The sequence below is a fragment of the Paenibacillus sp. FSL H8-0537 genome, assembly GCF_038051995.1.
Classification (GTDB): domain Bacteria; phylum Bacillota; class Bacilli; order Paenibacillales; family Paenibacillaceae; genus Pristimantibacillus.
This window is the reverse complement of sequence record NZ_CP150290.1, coordinates 1833757-1856854: the sequence shown is the minus strand read 5'-3', so window position 1 is coordinate 1856854 and position 23098 is coordinate 1833757. Positions and strand designations below refer to the sequence as shown.

General features: G+C 50.1%; 17 protein-coding genes and 1 pseudogene. 4 read left to right on the top strand and 14 right to left on the bottom strand.

Going from position 1 to position 23098, the window contains the following annotated elements; all coding sequences use genetic code 11:
• Positions 1-22: 22 nt before the first annotated feature.
• A pseudogene (locus MHB80_RS07760) lies at positions 23-1744 on the bottom strand (collagen-like protein); the annotation flags it as partial.
• A 428-nt stretch (positions 1745-2172) separates the two neighbouring features.
• Here MHB80_RS07760 and MHB80_RS07755 point away from each other — a divergent pair.
• Entirely contained in the window at positions 2173-2886 is a 714-nt protein-coding gene (locus MHB80_RS07755; RefSeq protein ID WP_341281616.1) for an AAA family ATPase, read from the top strand.
• Positions 2887-3097: 211 nt separating this feature from the next.
• Positions 3098-4684, top strand: a complete 1587-nt coding sequence (locus MHB80_RS07750; RefSeq protein ID WP_341282896.1) for an Ig domain protein group 2 domain protein — start codon at positions 3098-3100, stop codon at positions 4682-4684.
• Positions 4685-4908: 224 nt separating this feature from the next.
• On the opposite strand, the gene MHB80_RS07745 is transcribed toward MHB80_RS07750, so the two are convergent.
• From MHB80_RS07745 to MHB80_RS07725, 5 genes are all read right to left on the bottom strand, one after another.
• A complete protein-coding gene (locus MHB80_RS07745; protein WP_341281615.1) occupies positions 4909-5799 on the bottom strand; it encodes a transglutaminase family protein in 891 nt (296 codons plus the stop codon).
• A complete protein-coding gene (locus MHB80_RS07740; RefSeq protein ID WP_341281614.1) occupies positions 5796-6800 on the bottom strand; it encodes an alpha-E domain-containing protein in 1005 nt (334 codons plus the stop codon). The genes MHB80_RS07745 and MHB80_RS07740 overlap by 4 nt, the downstream gene beginning before the upstream one ends.
• A gap of 97 nt (positions 6801-6897) precedes the next feature.
• Positions 6898-8355 carry a circularly permuted type 2 ATP-grasp protein gene (locus tag MHB80_RS07735; protein ID WP_341281613.1) on the bottom strand — a complete coding sequence of 486 codons (1458 nt, stop codon included), beginning with the start codon at positions 8353-8355 and terminating at the stop codon, positions 6898-6900.
• Between the two features lie 249 nt (positions 8356-8604).
• Positions 8605-9615 (bottom strand): globin-coupled sensor protein, encoded by a 1011-nt coding sequence (locus MHB80_RS07730; protein WP_341281612.1) that lies wholly within the window; start codon positions 9613-9615, stop codon positions 8605-8607.
• 270 nt (positions 9616-9885) lie between these two features.
• The gene (locus tag MHB80_RS07725; protein WP_341281611.1) at positions 9886-11781 is read right to left on the bottom strand and encodes a PrkA family serine protein kinase; all 1896 of its coding nucleotides are present in this window, start codon (positions 11779-11781) and stop codon (positions 9886-9888) included.
• Positions 11782-12154: 373 nt separating this feature from the next.
• Here MHB80_RS07725 and MHB80_RS07720 point away from each other — a divergent pair, with 373 nt between their 5' ends.
• The gene (locus MHB80_RS07720) at positions 12155-12898 is read left to right on the top strand and encodes a DUF2161 family putative PD-(D/E)XK-type phosphodiesterase (RefSeq protein WP_341281610.1); all 744 of its coding nucleotides are present in this window, start codon (positions 12155-12157) and stop codon (positions 12896-12898) included.
• Here the strand turns inward: MHB80_RS07720 and MHB80_RS07715 are convergent.
• The 3 genes from MHB80_RS07715 to trmL all read right to left on the bottom strand — a co-directional run bounded on the left by MHB80_RS07715 (position 12882) and on the right by trmL (position 15355).
• The gene (locus MHB80_RS07715; protein WP_341281609.1) at positions 12882-14081 is read right to left on the bottom strand and encodes a PLP-dependent aminotransferase family protein; all 1200 of its coding nucleotides are present in this window, start codon (positions 14079-14081) and stop codon (positions 12882-12884) included. The two genes, MHB80_RS07720 and MHB80_RS07715, sit on opposite strands and share 17 nt — an antisense overlap.
• A gap of 357 nt (positions 14082-14438) precedes the next feature.
• Positions 14439-14687, bottom strand: coding sequence for an AbrB/MazE/SpoVT family DNA-binding domain-containing protein (locus tag MHB80_RS07710; protein WP_046228684.1), 249 nt, complete (start codon positions 14685-14687; stop codon positions 14439-14441).
• Between the two features lie 203 nt (positions 14688-14890).
• Positions 14891-15355, bottom strand: a complete 465-nt coding sequence (trmL, locus tag MHB80_RS07705; RefSeq protein WP_338555108.1) for a tRNA (uridine(34)/cytosine(34)/5-carboxymethylaminomethyluridine(34)-2'-O)-methyltransferase TrmL — start codon at positions 15353-15355, stop codon at positions 14891-14893.
• Positions 15356-15532: 177 nt separating this feature from the next.
• On the opposite strand from trmL, the gene MHB80_RS07700 reads away from it, so the two are divergent.
• Positions 15533-16252: a response regulator transcription factor gene (locus MHB80_RS07700; RefSeq protein WP_338555107.1), complete on the top strand. Its 720-nt coding sequence runs from the start codon at positions 15533-15535 to the stop codon at positions 16250-16252.
• A gap of 81 nt (positions 16253-16333) precedes the next feature.
• On the opposite strand, the gene serC is transcribed toward MHB80_RS07700, so the two are convergent.
• The 5 genes from serC to MHB80_RS07675 all read right to left on the bottom strand — a co-directional run bounded on the left by serC (position 16334) and on the right by MHB80_RS07675 (position 23095).
• Positions 16334-17419, bottom strand: coding sequence for a 3-phosphoserine/phosphohydroxythreonine transaminase (serC, locus tag MHB80_RS07695; RefSeq protein ID WP_341281608.1), 1086 nt, complete (start codon positions 17417-17419; stop codon positions 16334-16336).
• Positions 17420-17690: 271 nt separating this feature from the next.
• The gene (gene glnA / locus MHB80_RS07690; protein ID WP_341281607.1) at positions 17691-19115 is read right to left on the bottom strand and encodes a type I glutamate--ammonia ligase; all 1425 of its coding nucleotides are present in this window, start codon (positions 19113-19115) and stop codon (positions 17691-17693) included.
• A gap of 246 nt (positions 19116-19361) precedes the next feature.
• Positions 19362-20423, bottom strand: a complete 1062-nt coding sequence (gene aroF, locus MHB80_RS07685) for a 3-deoxy-7-phosphoheptulonate synthase (RefSeq protein ID WP_341281606.1) — start codon at positions 20421-20423, stop codon at positions 19362-19364.
• A gap of 139 nt (positions 20424-20562) precedes the next feature.
• Positions 20563-21540, bottom strand: a complete 978-nt coding sequence (locus tag MHB80_RS07680) for a 4-hydroxy-3-methylbut-2-enyl diphosphate reductase (RefSeq protein WP_341281605.1) — start codon at positions 21538-21540, stop codon at positions 20563-20565.
• A gap of 31 nt (positions 21541-21571) precedes the next feature.
• Positions 21572-23095: a HAMP domain-containing sensor histidine kinase gene (locus tag MHB80_RS07675; RefSeq protein WP_341281604.1), complete on the bottom strand. Its 1524-nt coding sequence runs from the start codon at positions 23093-23095 to the stop codon at positions 21572-21574.
• Positions 23096-23098: the final 3 nt, after the last annotated feature.

Sequence of the window (23098 nt, the reverse complement as noted above, 5' to 3'; positions counted from 1 at the left end):
GACTAGTAACAGCCTTCCTACGTTAGGTCAATTCGTGTATGGACCAAACGATACCATTAGTTGCACCACTGCCTAAGTTCAAGGACAGAGTAAGCCCATTTGCTGCGTAAAATAGACCGATTACATCGCCAGCATTAAGCGTCACGTCTCCAGCTAAAGTGACCGTCCCACTGCCTAGAATCGCTCTTAAGGTTAAGACAAGAGCAATGTTGACATTGAGAACCGGGAACAGCCCAGTGATCAGGGCCGTGGCAATAGGCGAGGTCCGCTGGACAACAAAAGCCGGATTAACGGCTGCTCCAAGGGTAATTGAAAGAACAGCCGTAGTTGCATAGTTGATGGTGGCCTTAATTGCATACCTACCTGTTACAGGCACTGTGTAATTGCCTGTAACCGCATTAAAATTGGGATCGCTAAAATAGGGACTAGCCGTTGACCAATTCATTAGCTGCGCACTGGCAGAAGTCGTAAGTGTTGCAAGAAACGCTGAAAACCCTTGCGTAGCAAAGTTAGGCCCTGTTGCTCCTGTTGCTCCTGTCGCTCCTGTCGCTCCTGTTGCACCGGTCGTTCCTGTTACGCCTGTTGCACCGGTTGCTCCCGTTGGACCTGTCGCTCCTGTTATTCCCGTAGCTCCTGTTAGACCAGTCGTACCTGTAATTCCCGTTGCACCCGTTTCGCCAGTCGCCCCGGTTACCCCAGTTGCGCCTGTTATTCCTGTCACTCCCGTGGCTCCGGTTATTCCTGTCGCACCTGTTATTCCTGTCGCTCCTGATACTCCCGTCGCTCCTGTGTTCCCAGTTGCCCCTGTCTCGCCTGTTGACCCGGTTGCTCCCGTCGAACCCGTTGCTCCTGTCTCGCCTGTTGACCCGGTTGCTCCCGTCGCTCCTGTGTTTCCCGTTGCTCCTGTCTCGCCTGTTGCTCCGGTTACTCCCGTTGGGCCTGTCGCTCCCGTGTTTCCCGTGTTTCCCGTGTTTCCCGTGTTTCCCGTGTTTCCCGTTGCTCCTGTATCGCCTGTTGACCCGGTTACTCCCGTTGGGCCTGTCGCTCCTGTGTTTCCCGTTGCTCCTGTCTCACCTGTTGACCCGGTTGCTCCCGTTGGGCCTGTCACTCCTGTGTTTCCCGTTGCTCCTGTCTCGCCTGTTGACCCGGTTGCTCCCGTCGGGCCCGTCGCTCCTGTGTTTCCCGTTGCTCCTGTCTCGCCTGTTGACCCGGTTGCTCCCGTCGAACCCGTTGGGCCCGTTGCTCCTGTGTTCCCAGTTGCTCCAGTGTCGCCTGTTGAACCGGTTGCTCCCGTTAGGCCCGTCACTCCTGTGTTTCCCGTTGCTCCTGTCTCACCTGTTGAACCGGTTCCTCCCGTTGGGCCTGTCGCTCCTGTGCTTCCCGTTGCTCCTGTCTCACCTGTTGAACCGGTTGCTCCCGTTGGGCCCGTCACTCCTGTGTTTCCCGTTGCTCCTGTCTCGCCTGTTGACCCAGTTACTCCCGTTGAACCCGTCGCTCCCGTGTTTCCCGTTGCTCCTGTCTCGCCTGTTGAACCGGTTGCTCCCGTCGGACCCGTCGCTCCTGTGTTCCCAGTTGCCCCTGTCTCGCCTGTTGACCCTGTTAGACCCGTCGTGCTGCCAGTCGGCCCAGTAACTCCAGTTGCCCCTGTTGCTCCTGTCGGTCCAGTAACTCCTGCAACGCCTTCCCCACCTGTAGCTCCCGTCGCTCCGGCAGCTCCAGTCATCCCGAGCGGGCCATCTGCTCCCTTCATTCCTTCAAAGCCCTGCTCTCCCTGCACACCTTGAGGCCCACGCTTGCCATCAGCACCCCTTGGACCCGGAGGGCCAGTCGGCCCTACAACAGGAACAGGGCAGCATTCCGGCTCCGGAAATCTATGTTTATGAGCGGTCTTTCGTTTACAAGGACGTTTTTTCTTATGCTCGCATCTAGCTTTTTTTCTCGGCTTACGTTTTGGGTTATCGCATGAGGATATTTTGCTCATTCGCTTCTTATAGGAACCCAACAAGAACATCCCCCTTAAACTAATAGTCTATATTAGGTCATATGTTTTTCAGACCTTGGACTATCACAATAAGTCACAAAATATTCCCCCCTTGCCCCTCCACATGCACCCCCACCTTCTATCTGTTAAAATAAAATAAACTACCCCTTCTGGCAAAGGAGCTGAACGCCTTGTATTTACGGAGTGCAGAGCTGCTCAAGGAGCGTATTCCCAATTACAGCACTTATCCCTTTTCCATACCTGTCATCCGGTCAATGAGCAAGCTTCATTTTCATACCCATATCACCTTCTTTGTAGGCGAAAATGGTTCCGGAAAGTCCACCTTTTTAGAGGCTATGGCCTATCAATGCAGCTTTAACACCGCTGGCGGCGGGCGCAACAACAGCTACGACGTCGATGCCTCTGAATCCGCACTTGGTCCCTATATCCGGCTTTCCTGGATGCCCAAGCTCACGAACGGCTTTTTCCTGCGCGCAGAAACGTTCTATCAATTCGCCTCTTATCTTGATACAATGCCCGAGAGCCTGCCCTATTACGGGGGCAAATCGCTGCATGAGCAGTCGCATGGCGAAGCTTTTCTATCGTTGTTTAAGCACCGTTTTGGCAAAAAAGCGATCTATCTGCTCGACGAGCCCGAGGCCGCGCTATCTCCTGCCCGCCAGCTCGCGCTGCTTCGCGTCATTAAAGATTTGGAGCACGATGCCCAATTCATCATTGCGACTCACTCGCCGATCCTGCTTGGGTATCCGAACGCGCAAATTTACAATTTTGACGCCAAACCCGTTGAAGAAATTCGCTACGAGGACACGGCACACTACCAGCTAACCCGACGCTTTCTTGAAAATAGAAAAAATGTATTGAACGAGCTGTTCAGCAACGATTAGCAACTCTTTCAATATTCCTTACATAAACTTAACACTTTATGCACTGGTTTTCTCACGCGAATCTATTTCTATTATTTAGAAAAAATAGTATAATTACCTTATGCTTCCAACCAAGGAAGCCGCTCTAATTGAACCAACTACTAGAAGCGGAGGTTTGATGATGAAGGGTAATTTTTTGAAGCGATTGACGGCAGGAGCACTTATCTTAGCAATGTCTTTGTCAGCGGGTACGGCAGTTTCTTTAGCGGAAGGGCCATCTGATCCAGCTCCCGTCCTACAGCCCTCAGGAAGTGCCAACGGCAAAAAAATTCTGTTCGACAATGCCCATGCCCAAACAGCAGGGGCGGCAGATTGGGTCATCGACGGCGGCTTTTCCGATTTTGGACAAGCTCTTGCAGGCCGAGGCTATTACGTCAAGGAGCTTCGCAAAAGCGGCCCAATTACGCTAACAGACTTAAGCGGTTATGACGTCTTCGTTATTCCCGAAGCGAACGTGCCGTTCAAGACGAGCGAGCAGCAGGCTATGCTTTCGTATGTGCAGGGAGGAGGCAGCATTTTCTTCATCGCAGACCACTATAACGCGGATCGCAATAAAAACAGATGGGATTCCTCTGAAGTATTCAACGGCTACAGACGGGGAGCTTGGTCAAATCCTGCGCTGGGCATGAGCACAGCGGAAGCCAGCTCAGCCGCTATGCAGAGTGTAGCCAGCTCCGACTGGCTGTCGAACAACTTCGGCATGCGCATCCGTTACAATGCGCTAGGCAATGTAAACTCAGGAACGATCGTACCGTCGTCGCAATCTTTTGGCATTACTAGCGGCGTTACTTCGGTGACGATGCATGCCGGATCGACCATCGCCATTACAGATCCGACTAAAGCAAAGGGAATCGTCTACATGCAGCAGACTTCGGCTGCTTGGGGCAATGCGGTCGATCAAGGTGTCTATAATGGCGGGGGAATCGCCGAAGGCCCTTACGTCGCCATTGGCAAAAACAGTCTCGGCAAAGTAGCCGTTATCGGCGACTCTTCTCCTGTCGAAGACAGCACGCCTAAATATTTGCGCGAGGAAACAGGCGGCACCAAAACGACTTACGACGGCTTCACAGAAGCAAGCAATGGCGCTCTGCTCGTGCAGCTTGTGGACTGGCTCGCTGTTAAAGAAAGCTACACAGCACTGAATCAAGTAAGCGGCCTCACGCTTGACAATGCAACAGCGCTGCTTGCTATAGAAACGCCGCAAACGTCAACCCAGCCGCAGGCTGAACCATGGGCAACACCGGCAGCAGGCTATAAATGGTGGGACAGCTCCACCTTCAAGCAAGGCTCCTACGGCTCAACGTCGCAGCCGCCAACATCCGGAGCTGTAAACGAAACCTTCGAGACAGGCACGAAAGCAGCCTATACGGTAGGTTCGGTTACGCTCGGCTCAGGCTCATGGACCTTTGATAATGCGCTGCTTGGCGATCTAGCTACAGATAAGAAAAACGGAACCAAAGCCGCGAGAGTCAGGGCAGTAGGCTCCATTTACATGAATTTCAATGTGACAGGCGGCGCGAACAGCGTCAAAGTGAAGCATGCGAGCTTTGGCAGTGATACGGGAGCGACATGGAAGCTTCAGAAGTCGCTTAATGGCGGCTCCACTTGGACAGATGTCGGCAGCACTTACTCCAGCAGCCAGTCGTTAACCGAACAGACGATTACTGTAAATGAAAGTGCAGCGGTACGCTTCAAAATCGTAGTCGCCGGCACATCCGGCAGCCGCTTGAACTTTGATAATTTTACCATCGTCCAATAATTCAAACCTTCGAAGTTAGGCCTTCCAACAACATACAAGCGTAAACGGCTTTGCCGTCCTCTGGCGGCAATGCTTTCGTTTCGCGATGAAATATAGAGAAAGTATGACGAGATCATTTACTTTCCTATATTTACAAAAAAGCCCTTCGGGCGCATGTGCAGCTGCATCAAAGCTTAAGCAGCAACAGCCATGCGCCCATAGGGCTTTTCTCAAATTCCACCGCTTCATTCCTCTACGTTGCGCACATCCACCGTCACCTTAAGCATCTGCTGCCCGCTTCCGCGATAAACGCCTTTTACCGGAACGATATCTTTATAATCGCGTCCATGGCCCAGCTTTACGTAACGCTCGCCAACAGGAGCTTCATTCGTCGGATCGAAGCTGCACCAGCCGAGCGACGGTACATATGCTTCCACCCATGCATGGGACGCCTGCTCGAAATCTGCCGTTCCGCCTTGCAAATCGCCAACGAAATGATAGCCGCTCACATAGCGGGCGGGAACCTGCTGAGAACGGCAGCAGGCAATCATCAGATGGGCGAAATCCTGGCAGACGCCCCGTCTGCGTTCAAACATGTCGCTCGCCTTCGTCTCCACAGTAGTAGCATCTGGATCATAGACGAACTCGGCGCGAATTTTTTGGGAGAGCGCCAGCAGCCAGCCATATACGCTCAGCCCATTATTTTTCCGATCCTCTACGCCCACTGCATACATCTCCACTTCCGGACTCAGCGCCGTATAAGCGGTAGGCAGCAGAAACTCCACGAAACGATTGCCCGCATCCTCTGACTGCAGCCACTCCCAAGCGACTTCGGCTGCTCCGCCGCTGTTCAGAGCAGCGACCTGCTGCTCCGGTGTAAGTGCCTCCTTCGTCACAACGGTCATTTGCGAGCGAATCGTCAGCTTGCGGTGCGAGCCGTTAACCGAAAACGAATGCACCCGATTGCCGAAAAAATCCTCATAGCTGAACAGCGGCGCATTCGGCTCAATCGCAATGGACTGCTGGTAGCAGGACTGGCGTTCATCCGTGCTCGGCGTCAGACGAATTTCATTGACACTGTCCGTAACCGGCGTTCCATAATCGTATTGCGTCACATGCGAAATATTCAGCTTCATGCACTGGCCTCCCCCATGCGAAAAAAGGTTTTGGCGAAGGTGCCGCCCAGCGTCTGGCAAGCATCGAGCAAATGGCCGACGATTGCTCCGTCACGGTCCAGCGCAACATCTTCCCGATCCAGGCAGGCCAGATCCGCCTTCACCTTGCTTACCTGGCGAATAACCTTGTCATGCGCCGAGCGCAGCTGCATATCCTGAAAACGTATATCCCGCATATGCTCATCCAGCGTATGCAGCGCAAAATGCACCGACCTCGGAAACACTTCATTCAAGATGACAAAATCGACTATCGATTCCACCGACATGCCATCGGCATAATAACGCCGGAACACCTGATAGCCGCTCAGCGATCGCAGCATGGCCTGCAAGTATGAATACGCGCCTGTCGCATTGCTCCAGCTCTCTCCGCTCGCCATGACCGTATTATAAGCTGCTTTAATAATGCGCAGCGTGTTTTCAGCCCGCTCCAGATAGCGGCCGCATTCGATAAAATGCCACTCATTCTCACGTGGCATGACAGACTGGCTGATGCCTTGGAACAGCGCCGTCCATTCCTTGATTTTGCCGAAAAATAAATGCGGCGATTCCGAAATTAAATCCTCTGGCTGCTTCTCCCGCAGCCACAAATAAAAGCCATTGACCGCATCCCACATCTCGCTCGGCACCTTCTCGCGCAGCGTACGCAGATTGCCCCGGGCATGGCTGACGCAGGACACAAGTGAATTCGAATTGTCGCGGTCAAGTGTCATATAACGCAGCACATCCTGCTCGCTGTAGCTGCCGTATTGCTGGACATAGGACTCCCTGCTGCCCAGCGCATCCACGATGCGCGACCATTTGCAGGTCGGAGCAGCAGCTCCCTGCCCTTGAACCACCGCCTCCGAATCTGCACCATCCTCTGCCTGCAAATGATAGTGGACATCGATTAAACGCGCATGGTTTTCCGCCCGTTCCATGTAGCGACCAATCCAAAATAATGCCTCAGCATTCCGATTAAGCATAGCCATCCCTCCGATTATTGGGCTTCCCGCCTCATTGATCCCTGCCGGCTCACCGGCTTAGCAGCATTACCGCTTCGAGGTTTCGAAGTATTCAGGCTTAGCGGCTGAGCACCCATGTATCCTTAACCCCGCCGCCTTGCGATGAATTGACGACGAGCGAGCCTTCCGTCATTGCGACACGCGTCAGCCCGCCAGGTATGACATGCGTCTCCTCGCCCATTAGCGCAAAAGCTCTTAAATCAATATGGCGCGGTGCCATGACGCCATCCATCATTACCGGCGCTCGCGAAAGCTTCATCGTCGTCTGGGCGATATACCGCTCTGGATCGAGCTTAATCGCTTCAGCGAATGCTTTGATTTCCGCCGCTGTCGCGCTTGGGCCAATTAGCATGCCATAGCCGCCGGAAAGCGAAGTTTCCTTGACGACCAGCTCCGAGAGATGATCCAGCACATATTCCCGCTCTTCCTTGCGCGACAAAATATAGGTTGGCACATTATGCAAAATCGGCTCTTCGCCCAGATAATAGCGAATCATATCCGGCACATACGCATACACAGCCTTATCGTCAGCAACCCCGGTGCCTGGAGCGTTGGCAATCGCCACATTGCCTGCGCGATAAGCATTCATCAGCCCCGGAACGCCTAGCAGCGAATCCGGTTGAAAAGCAAGCGGATCTATAAACTCATCATCGATCCGCCGATAAATAACATCCACCTTGCGAAGCCCGCGCAAATCCCGCAAATAAATGTTGTGATCCTTATAAACGAGATCACGACCCTCCACAAGATGAATGCCAAGCTGCTGAGCGAGGAATGTATGCTCATAATAGGCCGAGTTGTAGGAGCCCGGCGTAAGCAGCACAATAAGCGGATCGCGCTTGCCGCTCGGGGCAAGCGCGCGAAGCGAGCTGAGGAAGCAGTTGAGGCTGCGCTCGATGCTCTGGACAGACGAGGACAAATACAGGTCATGAAACAGCTCGCTCATCAGCGTTCTGCCCTTGAACAAGTAAGAGAAGCCGGAAGGAGAACGCAAATTGTCCTCCAGCACGAAGTAACGTCCCTTCTCATCTCGGATCAAATCGATGCCCGAGGCTGTAATATACACGCCTGACGGCACATCCAGCCCAACCATTTCCGGGCGGAAATAAGTATTGGACACGATCATTTTGCGGGGGATAACGCCATCTTTTACAATGTGCTGCTGATGGTAGATGTCATGGGTGAAGGCGTTAAGCGCGCGAATGCGCTGACGCACGCCGCGGTCAATATTGTCCCACTCGTGCCGGGGAATGACACGGGGAATATAGTCGAACGGAATCGTCCGCTCCAGAGGCTCATTTTGATTGCTGCTGTACAGCGTGAAGGTAATGCCTTCCTCCATCATTCGCTGATTAAGGGCATGCTGACGAATGTTCAGCTCCGATGGCTTAATTTTCCCGAACAAGCGATGAACACTTTCATAGTGGGGACGAACCGAAAAATCCTTTTCAAACATTTCGTCATAAAATGATTGTGAATCATAATAATGCGACTGCGACTGTCTGGCCGTCGACATGCCAACCGCCTCCTCCAAGATGGCTCAACCTCACATCTAAATCCTGTAACAATAATGATCGTTTTTGATCCAACGGCATATTAATGTTAGTTTTTATGACGTTAAATTTCATAAAACCGTCCATTTCTGTAGCTCAATCATACTAAAACCGAATATTCATGTCAACTTATATGTCATATAAAAAAAGCCGAAAACCTCGTGCTTGAGGATTTCGGCTTTTTTATAAGGCTATCTTCTACAAAATGCGGTCTATTCGGATGCTGCATTAAGCTTGCTCAAATCTTTGGCGACGTCATCGACCATTTTCACAAAAGCAGCAAGCTCCTGCGATTTTGCCGCTTGATTACGCGCTTCTGCCGACGTCTGATCGGACTCCTTGCGGACCGAATTTACCTTTTTCTCAATTTCACTAAGCTTGTTTTGAATCGTTTCCTGGGCTCCACGTGACGACGCGGCCAGCTTGCGCACCTCATTGGCAACAACCTCGAAGCCTCGGCCATGATCCCCGGCTCTTGCCGCTTCAATGGCGGCATTTAGCCCCAGCAAATGCGTCTGATCGGCTATTTCCCGAATCATCGTCCCCATCTCCGTAATGCCGTCCAGCTCGCCCTGCAGCTCGCCAAGCAAAGAATGCGCTTTCTCTTGTGAATCCGAAGTAGACAGCGCTGTTGCAGCAATCGACTGAGCGCCCTCCTCCAGCTCGACCATGAGGCCTGCGAGCTGCTGCACCGCTTCCGTTACCGTTGTCAGCATAATTGCACGCTCATCCGCAAGCTCCTGCACCTTCGTGTGCTCTGCGCGGTTATAGGCTTCAAGCACGAATTGCGAGTCCAGATTAAACATCTTGGACAGCGAGTGAATAACTGGCTTCCATCCATCTGGCAGCACACGTTCAAATACATCCGTTGAAATGTTCAAGTAAGTCATATATGTACCTAGATACCAGTCGGTTGTCAGGCCGATCCGAGAATGCACGAGCCCGATTTTAATTCGGTTTTCTATAAACGCTTCATCAATTACACCGTCTGCAAGGGACAGCCAGTATTCACGCTGCGTTTCTTTCAAACGATCCACATTGCTGAATTTCTTCATTAAAGCTACCAATTCGGGATAGAGTCCCACATTATCGTAAAAGCGATCAACAACCTCATTGACTACCTGCTTAAAAATAGGCTTGCACTCGGAAAGCAGCTGTAAATCCTGCTCCTTGATTCCTGTATAATCCAGCTGTCGCTTACGTTCTACTGTGACATTAATCATTGAAAAACCCCCTGTCTCTAAATAAATAACAACTGCTATATTAAGTATATCGGCATTCAGCTTCATATAGGTAGACATTTCTTTAATAATTCAAGAGAATTTGTCTAGATCTCTACAAAAATCGAATAAAAAGCTGAATCTATAGTCCCATTTTTCCAGTCCTAGCAACCTATTATAGCTCATTCACAACGATTCCTCATCTAGGCAACGCCAAGAAGTTCGGTGGGCAGCTGCTCCACCGAACTTCCTGATACACTCCTATTGGGTTCGTTAACGATTAAGCAGACTGCCCACATAACGCAGCAGCTCATTGGCGCATACCGGGCAATAGCCGTGCTCATCAATTAACCGCTTCGTCACTTCATTAATCCGCTTGAGCTGGATTTCATCCGGCGTCTTCGTGGAGGTCGTAATTTTCACGATGTCCTTCAGATCGGTGAACAGCTTCTTCTCCACCGCTTCACGCAGCCGCTCGTGGCTGGTGAAATCGAATTTTTTCCCTTTGCGGGAATACGAAGAGATGCGAATCAAAATTTCTTCGCGAAACGCTTTTTTCGCATTTTCAGAAACGCCGATCTGCTCCTCAATAGAACGCATCAGGCGCTCATCCGGATCAAGCTCCTCGCCGGTGAGCGGGTCTTTGATTTTAGCCCAGTTGCAATAAGCCTCGATGTTGTCGAGGTAGTTTTCAAACAACGTGCGCGCCGACTCCTCATAGGAATAGACGAAGGCCTTCTGAATTTCTTTTTTGGCTAGGCCATCGTATTCCTTACGGGCAACCGAAATAAAGTTCAAATAACGCTCCCGCTCCTCCTTCGTGATGGATGGATGCTGGTCAAGGCCATCCTTCAAGCCGCGAAGCACATCTAGCGCATTAATGCACTGCATATCCTGCTTGATCAGCGCGCTCGAAATCCGGTTGATGACATAGCGGGGATCGATGCCAGACATGCCTTCCTCGTTATATTCGGTCTGCATTTCCTTAAGATCGGCATCCTTGAAGCCTTCAATTTCTTCGCCGTCGTACATTCGCATCTTCTTCACCAAATCCATGCCCTGCTTTTTCGTCTCCTTCAGCCGGGTAAGGATGGAGAAAATAGCAGCGGCCCGCAAAGCATGCGGCGCAATGTGAATATGCTTCATGTCGCTCTGGCCGATGAGCTTCGTATAAATTTTTTCTTCCTCGGACACTTTCAGGTTATACGGAATCGGCATGACGATCATCCGCGACTGGAGCGCTTCATTTTTCTTATTGCTAATGAAGGATTTGTACTCCGTCTCGTTCGTGTGGGCAATAATTAATTCATCAGCGGAAATGAGCGCAAACCGGCCCGCTTTAAAATTGCCCTCCTGCGTCAAGGACAGCAGGTTCCACAAAAACTTTTCATCGCATTTCAGCATCTCCTGAAACTCCATAAGCCCCCGGTTCGCCTTGTTCAGCTCGCCATCAAAGCGATAAGCCCGCGGATCGGATTCCGAGCCAAATTCCGTAATCGTGGAAAAATCAATGCTGCCGGTGAGATCCGCAATGTCCTGCGATTTTGGATCAGACGGACTAAAGGTTCCGATACCAACACGGTTATCCTCAGAGATGAATACGCGCTCCACCTGAACATTTTGAATATCGCCGCCATATTCGGTTTGCAGCCTCATCTGGCAGGAAGGGCATAGATTGCCTTCGATCCTAACTCCAATCTCCTGCTCAATCTCGCCTCTCAGCTCATGCGGAATGAGATGCAGCGGCTCTTCATGCATCGGGCAGCCTTTAATCGCATAGACGGCGCCGCGTTTCGTTCTGGAATATTTCTCAAGCCCCTTTTTGAGCATCGTAACCAGCGTCGATTTCCCTCCGCTGACAGGTCCCATGAGAAGCAAAATCCGTTTGCGCACATCAAGCCTTCGCGCCGAGGAGTGGAAATATTCCTCCACAAGCTTTTCAACAGAGCGGTCCAGCCCATAAATTTCCTGCTCGAAAAATTTATACCGCTTTTTCCCATCCCTCTCCTCGACTCCATAGGATTCAATCATTTCATAGACACGCGAGTGCGCCGTCATGGCCGGGGATGGATCCTGTTTCAGCAGTTCAATATAATCCTTGAAAGATCCATTCCAGGCCAGCTTCTCACTCTCTGCTTGATACTCCGATATTCGCTTGAAAATGTCCATGCCGTGCCTCCTCCCATCGCTTCCGCAATACGCAATTTTTCACTTCGCTCGGCATTTGCTTGTAAGAATCTTTGCAAGTGGAACAAACTTTATTGAAGTATTACATGTCTATGCGTATTCCGCGTGGAAATTGACCACTATTTTAGGCGGTAATCATGCATATTGCGACAAGTACGCTTGCAGCGCGGGTTTGCTTGAAATATAAGCATTTATAAGTTTTACCCTTATAAATGGGCTTATATTTCTCGGACCGAAACGCGCCGCGCCGCCAGAGGACGGCTTTCGGCCGTTTCACCTTGGACAAATCCATTCGATCTGCCCGCGCTCCCTATCCTTTTGTTATAATAGTTTAGAAGAAAGTGGGGGAATGCACGTGGCAGTGGGTAAGGAAGAGGAGCTTTACAAGCCGATAAAAGCTTATTATGAGGCGCGCGGCTTCGTCGTCAAAAGCGAGGTGCTGCACTGCGATCTCGTTGCCAGGCACGCCGATACCGAAGAAACCATTATCGTTGAAATGAAAAAGACGTTCAATCTCGCCCTGCTGCTGCAGGGGATTGAACGCCTTCGTATAAATGATCAAGTTGTGCTCGCAGTCGAGCGCAATCGTAAAAAAAGCGGCGCGCACAACCAGCGCTTCGGTGAAATTACCGAGCTGTGCCGCATGCTCGGCATTGGCCTGATGACCGTCACCTTCTTCAAGACGAAGGCACCTGTCATTGATGTGCTGTGCGAGCCTGGCGAGGCGCCGCAGCGCAGAACTCGCCGCAAGAAGCAGGCTAGGCTGCTTCTTGAATTTCGCGAGCGCAGCGGCGATTATAATGTAGGCGGCAGTACCGGCCGCAAGCTGGTGACCGCCTATCGCGAGAAGGCGCTGCGCTGCGCCTACGCGCTCCAGCAGCTGGGGGAGGCGCAATCGCCTAGCCAGGTTGCTGCACTGACGAGCTTCCCGCGCAGCGGCGCTGTGCTGCGCGACAATCACTACGGCTGGTTCGAGCGCGAGCAGCGCGGAAAATACCGGCTGCTACCCGCTGGAGCAGCCGCCTTGATCGAATATGCTGAAGTCATCGCCGATTGGGTGGCCGCTTTGCCAAGCAATCAGTTTAGGAGCGGGCCGTAAACTCGCGGACCGCTTCCGCGAAGCGCTCTACGCCGAGCGCCGTTTTGGCTCCAATGTTATAAGTAAAGTTGAGCCGCGCCGTATTGCGCTGCGGGTCATAAGCGTAGAAGGAGCTTCCAGGTACAAAAGCAACGCCCTTCTGCACGGAGGCCTTAAGCAGCGCCTCTGCATCAAGACCTTCTGGCAGCTCCAGCCATAAGAACATGCCGCCCTTCGGCTCAATCCAGCGCAAGCCTTCAATATGCTGCTGTGCCAGCAGCCCTTGCATTTCGCGCATCCGCTCACCGTAGGAAGCAGAGATAACTTTAATATGCTCATCCAGCGGGAAGCTATCCAGCAGCTCGCTGACAATTTGCTGATCTATCGCACTGGAATGCAAATCGGCCGCCTGCTTCGCTTTAGCCATCATCGCAATAACATCCGCTGGCCCCATTGCCCAACCTGTGCGCAGCCCTGGCGCAACCGTCTTAGAGAACGTGCTCGTATAAATAACCGAGCCCGAACCGCCTGCCTGCTGATCAAGCGCAAACAATGTTGGATAAACCGCATTTACATCATATTTTATTTCTCCGTATGGATCATCTTCCAATATCGGCACACCATAAGAGCTGCAAAGCGCGAGCAGCTGTTGTCTGCGCTCTGTACTCCAGACGCGTCCCGTTGGATTGCCGAAGGTAGGCACGGCGTACACAAGCTTTGGACGATGCTCGCGAATAAGCCGCTCTGCATCCTCAGCCACAATGCCATGCTCATCGCTTTCCGCTGCAATGACATTTAAGCCATTCATCTCAAATACCTGCAAGCAAGCGAGATAAGTCGGCCTTTCTACCAATATCGTATCACCAGGCTCGGTCAGCACTTCAATAATGAGGCTGATCGCCTGCTGGGAGCCTGTCGTTAGCAGCATTTCGTCAGGGCGAACATTCATGCCCTTGTGACCCATACGCTCGCACAGCTGCTCACGCAGCGGCAAGAAGCCCTCGGTCAAACCGTATTGCATAGCACTTGCGCCCTTCGTAAACACCCGATCGGCCGCTTTGCGAATGGCCTGCACGGGGAACAGCTCCTCGGCCGGCAGCCCGCCAGCGAATGAAATCATATCCTTGCCCTGCGTCAGCTTAAGTATATCTCTTACGACCGATGATTTGAGAGCGGTCACTCGTGATGAAAAACGGTAATCCATGGTTCGACTCCTCCTAAGATGCAAGCTTTAACGTTTATAGCTCTATGTTATCAAGGTACAGCCCATATTTAAAGTTTTCTTTTTCGAGCAGGTTGGGTATAATGAAAACAGTTGCATGAGGATTTTGGAGGTGCCATTAATGTCCATCACATTCATTATTGTAATGACTGTATTCGTCTTGTTTCTGACGGCTATGTTCACGTCTTCTTACAACGATGACAAAACCAAAGGCCTGTAAGCCGAACCATCAGCTTACACCAAAAGAAGCTTCTCCGAAGGAACGCAGCTATAGCTGCTCCATGGGGAAGCTTCTTTTGGTTCTTACCTATTTATACTACCTATTAAGCATGTATGAGGTTAGCGGGCGAGCTGGCTCATTTCAGCCACACAAACGCCGCATAAAAAACGTTCTTTAAACTCGCGTACTTCTTCCATTGAACCACAGAACACACATTTCGGACGGTAACGCTCCAAAATAATATGGTCGCCCTGCACTAAAATTTCAACCGGATCTCCCTCATTCATCTGGTAACGTTTACGCAACGATTTTGGAAGAACGATACGTCCGAGTTGATCTACTTTTCTTACTACACCTGCTGGTTTCATCGTTGTTCACCTCTCCTGTGTCTAGTTTGCAAGCCATTTTCGTGAAACCCCGACAGTTCATTGCCTTAACGCTCTGCCTCTGTTTCCCCATTGTTGATTCTCTCTTTAAGTAATCCGTCAAAAAAATCCTTAAGTAAATTCTTCACCTTGCCAACAAAATTTGAATCTGCAAGAACTAAAATTATTCGCAAGCCGCCTCTATTTTAAGACAGTCCGGGAAAATCGTTCTGTCTAAGCGCTTCGTACACGACGATCGCCGCCGAATTGGATAAATTAAGCGATCTGACCTTATCCGTCATTGGCATCCGAATACATGTACTTAAATTCGCCTCAATCAGCTCTTGGGGCAGACCCTTCGTTTCCTTGCCGAATACGAAAAAATCCCCATCCTGGTACTGAAACTCATTATAGGCTTTGACCGCTCGCGTACTGGCATAGAAATACCGCCCATCAGCATACTGCTCCTGCAGCTCCTGAAAGGAATCATGGTACTCGACATGAACCGCATGCCAATAATCCAGGCCCGCCCGCTTCAGCGTCTTGTCATCCGTTTGAAAGCCCAGCGGACGCACCAGATGCAGATGCGCACCTGTTGCCGCACATGTCCGCGCAATATTGCCCGTGTTAGCGGGTATTTCCGGTTCTACTAACACAATATGAAATGCCATCTTCTTGTTGTCACCCCTTGTCCCTTGCCTATTATACATGAATTACTATTTTATTTGAAATAGGAATGAAATTTTACATCCCGTTAACGTACTCTTAATCCCCGCTTGAACGTCTATCTTCATAATGTAGTTATGAGCAAAGACATGTTTAGGATAAGGGAGGCTTAATAAGACAACATGTTGAAAAAGAAAATTCTCGTCGTCGATGACGAGCCCTCCATCTCCATGCTGATTGAATTCAACCTGAAGCTAGCCGGATACGACGTCAGATGCGTAGATGACGGAGAAGCCGTGTTTGATATGCTGCGCCCCTTTCGACCAGATCTCATCGTTCTCGATTTAATGCTGCCGAAAATGGATGGCATTCAAGTATGCCGCGAGCTGCGCAAGCAAAACAACGCCGTTCCCATCGTCATGCTGACCGCCCTGCAGGATGTTACCGATAAAATTGCCGGCCTCGATAATGGCGCTGACGATTATATGACCAAGCCCTTCAGCCCACAGGAGCTGATTTCGCGCATTCAAGCGATTTTCCGCAGACTGCAATCGCTGCCGGGAGCCGTACCATCAAGTGCCATTGACATTGGCCGCATGTCGGTTCGCCCAGATGAGCGGGAAGTGCTGATTGACGGCAAACTGATCGAGCTGACGCCGAAGGAATTCGAGCTGCTCGTCTTCCTCTGCAAGCATAAAGGCAAGGTGCTGAGCCGCCAGCAGCTGCTTCATGGCGTATGGGACTATCACTTCCTCGGCGATACCCGTATCGTAGACGTCCATATTAGCCATCTCCGCGATAAAATCGAAAAAAATGCCCGAACCCCCGAATATATCATGACCGTTCGCAACGTAGGCTACAAGCTGCATGGCCCAAGCGCTTTGGAGCAAACCCTTGCCTAATTACACGAAAGAACCGCCCGTTCCTTTCATTTGTGAAAGGGGCGGGCGGTTTTTCTATCATTTTAGCACTGGGAGCTGCGATTAACCGTTGTTTTTTTGGAACTCTGCCATAAATTCAGCAAGCGCCTTGCAGCTTTCTAGTGGAACCGCATTGTAAGTCGAAGCGCGAAGCCCGCCAACATCACGGTGTCCTTTCAGGCCAACAAAACCTTCCGCTTCCGATTGCTTAATAAATTTCTTCTCAAGCTCAGCATCCTGCAGACGGAATGTAATGTTCATGAGCGAACGGCTTTCCGGAGCTGCAAAGCCATAATAGAAGCCGCCACTTTGATCAATCGTATTGTAAATGAGGTTTGTTTTGTCACGATTATATTGATTGATTTGGGCAACTCCGCCTCTTGCTTTAATCCATTTCAGCACCAGATTGACCATATAGACCGAGAAGGAAGGCGGCGTGTTGTACAGCGAGCCTGCTTTCACATGGGTATCATAGCGGAAAATAGCTGGAATCGTCTTAGGGCTTTCTTTGACGAGATCATCACGAACGATGACAACCGTCACGCCCGAAGGACCAAGGTTTTTCTGAGCTCCTGCATAAATCAGTCCGAACTGGCTGACATCGACCGGACGGCTCAAAATATCACTCGACATGTCCGCAATTAGCGGTACATTGCCGGTTTGCGGGAATTCAGCAAATTGCGTACCGCCAATCGTCTCATTTGTCGTAATGTGCAAATAAGCGGCTTGATCAGGCAGCTGAATGTCGGAAAGTGCCGGAATGCGGTTGAACTTGTGAGCCTCTGAAGTAGCAGCTATCGCTGTCTCGCCAACAAGCTTCGCTTCCTTGATTGCTTTCTCTGCCCATGCGCCAGTCATCACATAAGCGCCAACTTTGCCTGGGGTGAGAAAATTCATTGGAATGGTTGCAAATTGCGTGCTTGCGCCGCCTTGCAGCAGCAGAACATGATAATTGTCAGGAATGCCGTAAATTTCGCGAAAAAGAGCCTGCGTCTCATTGTTAACTTGCTCATACAGCTCGCTGCGGTGCGACATTTCCATAATGGACATGCCCGCGCCTTGATACTCTACGAATTGCTGCTGAGCCTGCTCAAGTACTTCAAGCGGTAAAGCGGCTGGTCCTGCATTAAAATTGAATGCTCTCTTCATCTTCGGATAACCACCTTTAGTTATTAACATGATACCGCTATAATAGCAATTTTAGAGGCCCGCATCAAGTAGTATCCCGTCTTTTCGTGACAAAAGTCGAACACTTTATTATTGATTTCTTGTTAATATTCGGTTTTTCAACAAATACGTATACAAAAGATCATCGATTTCCGCTATCAGTTTGCCAATGCTTCCTTTAAAGGATGCTTTTCACTCCAGCGACTAGGTAGAAAAAAAAGAGCCCCCATAGGAGGCTCCTTCAACGTTCATTCTAGCAATCGAAGTACAGGCTGTACTCGTGCGGATGAACACGGATCGAAACAGTTTTCGCTTCGTTGCGTTTGAATGCAACGTAGTTAGCGATAAAGTCTTCAGAGAATACGCCGCCTTCAGTCAAGAATTCGGAATCTGCTTCCAAAGCGCTCAGCGCTTCGTCAAGCGTACCAGGTACGCTGCGGATGTCTTTCTTCTCTTCTTCTGGCAATTCGTAAATGTTTTTGTCGAAAGGACCATAGCCCAAAGCAATTGGATCAAGCTTGCGCTTAATACCGTCAAGACCTGCAAGCAGCATTGCTGCAAACGCAAGGTAAGGGTTAGCTGTGGAGTCAGGCGTACGGAACTCGATACGACAGCCTTTAGGTGTAACGGAAGCGATTGGAATACGGATCGCAGCCGAACGGTTACCTTTGGAGAACACCAGGTTAACTGGAGCTTCGTATCCAGGAACCAGACGTTTGAACGAGTTAGTGCTCGGGTTAGTGAGCGCGATCAAAGCTGGAGCATGGTGCAAAATTCCGCCGATGTAGTGCATAGCCAGCGGGCTCAGGTTGCCATAAGCACCTTTTTCAAAGAACAAAGGCGTGTCGCCATCAAAGATGGAGGAGTGAACGTGCATACCGCTACCATTATCGCCAAACAGCGGTTTAGGCATGAAAGTTGCAACTTTTCCATATTGGCGAGCTGTGTTGTGAACAATATATTTGTATTTCAATAGGTTGTCAGCTGTTTTAGTCAACGTATCAAAACGGAAGTTGATTTCTGCTTGACCAGCAGTTGCTACTTCGTGGTGATGACGCTCAACGCGAAGACCAGCTTCTTGCATCAGGCGAACCATTTCGCTGCGGATGTCTTGTTGGGAGTCAACCGGAGCTACTGGAACGTAACCGCCTTTAACTGGAACTTTAAAGCCAAGGTTTCCGCCTTCTTCTTTGCGAGCTGTGTTCCAGCCAGCTTCTTCGGAATCAACCGAATAGAAGGAAGTGTTCATTGAGCTTTCGTAGCGAACATCGTCGAAAATGAAAAATTCGGATTCAGGAGCGAAAAATGCTGTCGTGCCTACACCGGATTTTTGCAGAAACTCTTCCGCTTTTTGAGCGATGCTGCGCGGATCGCGCTCGTAGCGTTCGCCATCAGGCGTATGAATGTTAGACATTACATTTAGAGTTGGGTGATCAGTGAAAGGATCGATAAATACCGATTCAGGATCTGGCATCATAACCATATCCGACTCTTCGATTCCACGGAAACCCGGGATCGAGGAACCGTCAAAAGCTACACCATTTACGAAAGTATCGGCGTCAACTTCTGTCGAAGGAAGGGTAATGTGGTGCGCATGACCAAAAAGATCCACGAACCGGAAATCTACAAACTGAATGTTGTTTTCTTTAATTGTGTCCAAAACATTTTGAACTGACATCAGATATTTCCTCCATTTCCGAACATTTGCTTAGTATTGAACGGGTAACGTTCTCCTATCGTTCCAAACCATGACGTTATTATAAAACTACGATATTATCATCGTCAATAGTTATGTGAGGTATTTTTTATTCGCATGTTAGCTATACTTACAGGTTTACACATTTGTTCACAATTCCTGCTACACGGCAAAAGGAAAAGCCGTAATCCCTTTATTTACATAGGAATTAACGGCTTTATAGGTCGATTATATTTTCCACTCTTTGAAAGCTTCTGCTGGCGCCTTCTCCGTATTAAATTCTTTTCCAACAATTGGTGCGAGCTTTTCTAAATCCTTTAATAAATTAGCGAACTGGTCAGGAAACAGCGATTGTACCCCATCCCCAGTCATCGAATTATCTGGATCTGTATGCATTTCGACGATCAGCCCATTCGCTCCAGCAGCTACGGATGCCTTCGACATTGGCTCTACAAGCTCGCGGCGGCCTGTGCCATGACTCGGGTCAGAGATCACTGGCAAATGGCTGAGGCTTTGCAATACTGGAATAGCTGACAAGTCAAGTGTATTTCTTGTGTAGGTCTCGAATGTTCGGATTCCGCGCTCACACAGCATAACGTTCGGATTGCCTCCGGCAAGAATATATTCCGCTGCATTGAGGAATTCGTCGTACGTTGAGCTGAAGCCCCTTTTCAGCAATACAGGGGTTTGAATCGTTCCCAGCTTGCGGAGCAGGTCGAAATTTTGCATATTGCGCGTGCCGACTTGGAGAATATCCGCATATTCGGCGCATACATCTACGTATTCCGGCGTCATCACTTCGGTAATCGTTAGCAAGCCATGCTTGCGTCCCGCTTCTGCCATCATGACCAAGCCTTCAACACCCACGCCTTGGAAGCTGTATGGGCCTGTGCGAGGCTTAAAGGCTCCACCGCGAAGCACCTGCCCGCCTGCCGCTTTAACCAGTCGAGCAATTTCATCAATTTGCTCTGGTGTTTCAACTGCACATGGTCCGCCCATAATAACTAAATTATTTCCACCAATTTTAACGCCTTTAATGTCAATAATGGTATCATCTGGGTGAAAATCACGACTTGCAAGCTTGTAGGATTTGGAAATTTTAATCACATTTTCAACGCCCTTGAGCTGGCGAAGATGCTCGGCTAGTGTAGGGGTCGCGCTCCCTATAATACCAATTACGGTCCGATCTGTTCCTCTTGATACATGGGCTTGAACACCTGCTGCTTCAATATGGGTAACAATTTCAGCAATTCTTGCTTCTTCAATATGCGGGTTAGTAATAACGATCATTTTAATCTCTCCTTTTTCGCTTAAACGCTTGTTCGCTTCGACGCTTCTATGCTTTGTGGCTTTTATGCTTTTACTTGTTAAAGTGATTATATAAGAAGCGGCGCTTCCCGTCAAGGGTAAAAGACAGAAAAAAGACGCCTTACGGCGTCTCTGGCACTTCCGGGCGCGCAACAACTGACTTTTTGCGGGCATTGGGAAGCAGCTTCTCCATATTGACAGTACGAACGATTTCCCATGTTGAAGGGTCGTCGTCATTGTATTGCTCCAAATACGTAATAACTTCCTTCGTAAGCGGCGTAGGGGTCGAAGCGCCCGAAGTAACGGCTACACGCTCAATGCCAATGAGCCATTCCCGTTTAATTTCCGATACATCTGCCACACGGTAAGCGGTAACGCCTGCAATTTCCTCCGACACCTGTGCCAGGCGGTTGGAGTTGTTGCTGCGCGGATCACCCACGACGAGACAAAGCTGGGCTTCCCCTGCCTGTCCTGCTACGGCCTCCTGGCGAACCTGCGTTGCCAGGCAAATTTCATTGTGGACTTCCGCCGTTGGAAACTTTTCAATCAGCTTGCTGATAATATGGCGAATATCCCATTGCGACATCGTTGTCTGATTCGTAATGACGATATTGCCTTCCGGCACTTCCAGCAAATCGATATCCTCAACACGTTCGATAAGATGTACCCGGTCTGGGGCTACGCCAATGGCACCCTCTGGCTCCGGGTGATTTTTTTTGCCAATATAAATAATGTGGTAGTCCTCGGCCATCTTCTCGCGAATCAGATCATGCGTGCGCGTTACGTCAGGGCAGGTTGCATCCACAACCGTCAATCCCTTGTCCTTGGCCCGCCTGCGAACTTCTGGGGAAACGCCGTGTGCGGTGAATATGACCGTTCCCTTTTCAACCTGCTCCAAAATTTCCAGACGGTTCTCCCCATCCAGCGTAATAACGCCTTCCTGCTCGAACGCCTCCGTCACATGCGCATTGTGCACAATCATTCCCAAAATATATATTGGCCGCGGCAGCTCAAGGTTTCTAGCCGTTTGCAGTGCGAGTACCATAGCGTCAACGACGCCGTAGCAATAGCCCCGCGGTGAAATTTTAACAATTTGCATGTTGGTGCACCTGCTTTCTGAACTGTGGGCATTAGCCCAAAGTTCGATCCGTTCCTTCTATTATAGACGAATCTGTCGTCTCAGAAAAGACTATGGGCAGCCAGATCGTAAACTCCGACCCTTCACCTGTGCGCGTCAGCACTTCAATAGAGCCGCGATGCTCATCAATAATCCATTTTGCAATGGATAAACCAAGCCCCGTTCCAACCGTTTTGCCACGCGATTCGTCCACGCGATAGAAACGATCGAATATATGCGGCACTTCCTCAGGGTCCATCCCCATGCCCGTATCGCTGACCGTAATCCCGACTTGATTGTCCTTGCTGCGGACGCTAAGCTCAATATGGCCTTCTACCGTATATTTGAAAGCATTCTCAATAAAAATAAACAGCAGCTGCTGCAAATAATCCTGATTGCCTCTAACCTGAATGCCGCTAAGCGGAGACAGGTCGCCTACGCGCCACTCAGCAGTACGCGGGAGCAGCTGAGCACGGCGTGCAACCTCCTCGACAAGCGGCTGCATCGATACAACCGTCTTCTCCATTTCATAGCCGGCATCCGCACGGGCGAGCGCCAGCAAATCATTAACAAGCGTCGACATACGGCGGGATTCTGCTGCAATATCCTGCATCGCCTCAACCGTAAGGCCGAAGCGCTGGTTATCAAGCGCCAGCACGATGCCATCCAATGCATCCGGGTCCTTCGTTTTTTCCCACATTCGCTGAAGCAGCTCAATATTGCCTCGAATCGTCGTCAGCGGCGTCCGCAGCTCATGGGACGCATCCGAGACGAATCTGCGCTGCGCTTTGTAGGATTCATCAAGCTCATTGTAGGCTGTCTCCAAACGGGCCAGCATGACGTTGAGGTTATAGACAAGCCGTCCGACTTCGTCATTAGGGCCACTCATTGGAATACGCACACTAAGATCAGAACCGCTTTGAATTTTCTCAGTTGATTTAATGACGCGTTCAATTGGCCACAGCACCTGTCGAGCCAGCAGCAAGCCAACTGTAAAGGCTATCAAGACGGCGATAACCGATGCGGTAAACAAAATCGTCTTTAAAGCCTTCAAATAACTTTCCTCGCTAGTAACGATGGCACCAACCTGTATAAGACCAACCAGGTCCGTCTGGGAATCATCACTGTAAATGGGACGCTGATAAATTAAAAACGTTACATTCGCTTCATTTACCTTAATGTTAGCCTTTATAAAGCCTGCCTGCACATTATCCTTAACATCAGGAATCGGATATTTTATGCCTGAGCTGAGCAGCTCCTTGCTTGCATTAATAATGCCCTCTTTATATCTGACAATTTGCAAATAAAAGGAACGCTCATAAAACCGCCCTTGTGAAGGAGCAATCAATAGATTGAGCTCGTTGGATTCCGTTTCCCGCACAAATACATTGTAGCTGTCCGCTTCGCCCTTCAGCTGATCTTTCATTTGCCCATAAGTATTAAAATTAACAAATATATAGATAGCAAAACCAAATATCAGCAGCGTCATCGCAAGCAAAGCTGAATACCACAAAGTTAAACGCAGCCGTATGGTCATCGC

Bases quoted from the DNA above. Each gene is read 5' to 3' on its own strand.
- MHB80_RS07750 (WP_341282896.1), top strand. From the start codon at position 3,098: ATGTCTTTGTCAGCGGGTACGGCAGTTTCTTTAGCGGAAGGGCCATCT.
- MHB80_RS07745 (WP_341281615.1), bottom strand. From the start codon at position 5,799: ATGAAGCTGAATATTTCGCATGTGACGCAATACGATTATGGAACGCCG.
- MHB80_RS07740 (WP_341281614.1), bottom strand. From the start codon at position 6,800: ATGCTTAATCGGAATGCTGAGGCATTATTTTGGATTGGTCGCTACATG.
- MHB80_RS07735 (WP_341281613.1), bottom strand. From the start codon at position 8,355: ATGTCGACGGCCAGACAGTCGCAGTCGCATTATTATGATTCACAATCA.
- MHB80_RS07730 (WP_341281612.1), bottom strand. From the start codon at position 9,615: ATGATTAATGTCACAGTAGAACGTAAGCGACAGCTGGATTATACAGGA.
- MHB80_RS07725 (WP_341281611.1), bottom strand. From the start codon at position 11,781: ATGGACATTTTCAAGCGAATATCGGAGTATCAAGCAGAGAGTGAGAAG.
- MHB80_RS07715 (WP_341281609.1), bottom strand. From the start codon at position 14,081: ATGGATTACCGTTTTTCATCACGAGTGACCGCTCTCAAATCATCGGTC.
- MHB80_RS07710 (WP_046228684.1), bottom strand. From the start codon at position 14,687: ATGAAACCAGCAGGTGTAGTAAGAAAAGTAGATCAACTCGGACGTATC.
- trmL (WP_338555108.1), bottom strand. From the start codon at position 15,355: ATGGCATTTCATATTGTGTTAGTAGAACCGGAAATACCCGCTAACACG.
- MHB80_RS07700 (WP_338555107.1), top strand. From the start codon at position 15,533: ATGTTGAAAAAGAAAATTCTCGTCGTCGATGACGAGCCCTCCATCTCC.
- serC (WP_341281608.1), bottom strand. From the start codon at position 17,419: ATGAAGAGAGCATTCAATTTTAATGCAGGACCAGCCGCTTTACCGCTT.
- glnA (WP_341281607.1), bottom strand. From the start codon at position 19,115: ATGTCAGTTCAAAATGTTTTGGACACAATTAAAGAAAACAACATTCAG.
- aroF (WP_341281606.1), bottom strand. From the start codon at position 20,423: ATGATCGTTATTACTAACCCGCATATTGAAGAAGCAAGAATTGCTGAA.
- MHB80_RS07680 (WP_341281605.1), bottom strand. From the start codon at position 21,540: ATGCAAATTGTTAAAATTTCACCGCGGGGCTATTGCTACGGCGTCGTT.
- MHB80_RS07675 (WP_341281604.1), bottom strand. From the start codon at position 23,095: ATGACCATACGGCTGCGTTTAACTTTGTGGTATTCAGCTTTGCTTGCG.